Annotated in this window: 2 protein-coding genes; both read right to left on the bottom strand. The window is 65.7% G+C overall.

The features are described from left to right. Positions 1-371: 371 nt before the first annotated feature. Entirely contained in the window at positions 372-1037 is a 666-nt protein-coding gene (locus VIG90_RS17635) for an outer membrane lipoprotein carrier protein LolA (protein WP_331594835.1), read from the bottom strand. 75 nt (positions 1038-1112) lie between these two features. Beyond that, the coding region (locus VIG90_RS17630; protein ID WP_331594834.1) for a DNA translocase FtsK at positions 1113-1535 on the bottom strand (423 nt) is incomplete at its 5' end.

Raw genomic sequence — 1535 nt, 5'->3', positions numbered from 1 at the left:
CCTGTCAAAAACGAGAAGGACCCCGCCTCGGGGGCAGGAGGCGGGGTCCGGACTGCGCTCGTCACGCAAGCAGCGGCTGTGTCGGGCAACAGGGGGCAAATCCCGACGGTAGGAGTTGCCGCTGCACATCAGAAATAGGATTGGCGCATTCCGTTTTCAACCGGGGCAGTACGTAACTTCTGCTCCCGTCAATGCAGCTAGACGCCAAACTTGCACGCTTTGTCTCCGTCGGCCTGTGAACGCTGTTCGCAGGGCGGATTTTTCCGCAAAACGCGCAGAAATCCTGGGCTGACAGGCTTTCCGGAGACCAGGGGCAAGGTCGCAATTAGCAACCTTTTCGCCCCCGGCTCCTGACGCCCGTTCTCGCCCGGTTACAGGCGGCCCGGACGCGGCGTGCGCGGCCCGCGCGGATCCCGGAACTGGAAGGCGGAAGAGGAGACATTCTCGTTCAGGCGCTGGTTCTCAAGCTGTACCGTGGTGGTGCGGCCCTGCCCGTCCAGCACCCGCCAGCCCATCAGCATCAGGCCCGCCGGGCCCTTGGGCGTCTTCTGGAAGAACAGCGTGATGGTGCCGTATTCCGGGTGCTTGGCGTCGCGGCCCTCAACGGCCACGAAGCCCGCGGGGGTCTCGTTCTGCGGCAGCAGCTTGGCCCGGCCTGCCAGTGACACCTTGTCGTCCAGCAGCAGCGCGAGCGGCGTCTCCTTCACCGGCCAGCGCGTGACCTGCGAGACGTCGTAATCCACCATCGAGAGCACGCTGCCGTTGGAGACGATGAGCAGCGGCGAGTCCTTGCCGAAGTCGAACCGGATCCGGCCCGGCTTGGCGAGGATCATCTTGCCCTTGGCCACGGCGCCGGTGTCGGCAATCTGGGTGAAATCGGCCTGCAGGCTCTTCACCTGCCGCAGATGGTTCTCCACTTGCGCCAGGCCATTGGCCGCCGGGCTCGCCGTCTGGGCCACGGCCGGGCTTGCCATCAGCCCCGCGCCCATGGCGGCGGGCGTGGCGAGACTCAGCATCAGGGCGGTCAACAAACGCATTGCGTAATCTCCAAGACTGACCATCAAGTGGCCGGGCCCGCCTGAACTGCGGCTGAACCTGAACCCCATATGGGGTTAAAGCCGCGTTCCGTCACGGTCGATGAACACTTCGCGCCGTCCCACATGGTCGGGCTGGCCCACAAGGCCCTCCTTCTCCATCTGCTCGATGAGACGCGCGGCGCTGTTGTAGCCGATGCGCAGCTGCCGCTGAAGATAGCTGGTGGACGCCTTCTGCGATTCCGCAACGATCTGCACGGCGCGGCGGTAGATGTCGCCCTCGCCGCCATCGTCGGAGTCGCCGCCGCCGAAGCCCTCTTCGCTCTCCTCCGGCTCCTCGGTCACCGCTTCCACGTAATCCGGCATGCCCTGGCTGCGCCAGTGGTCGGCCACACGCTCCACCTCCTCCTCGGAGACGAACGGGCCGTGCACGCGGATGATCTGCTTGCCGCCGGACATGTAGAGCATGTCGCCCTTGCCCAGCAGCTGCTCCGCGCCCTG

The organism is Pedomonas sp. (assembly GCF_036515995.1).
Lineage (GTDB): Bacteria > Pseudomonadota > Alphaproteobacteria > Sphingomonadales > Sphingomonadaceae > Pedomonas.
This window is presented reverse-complemented; position numbering and strand designations above follow the sequence as displayed.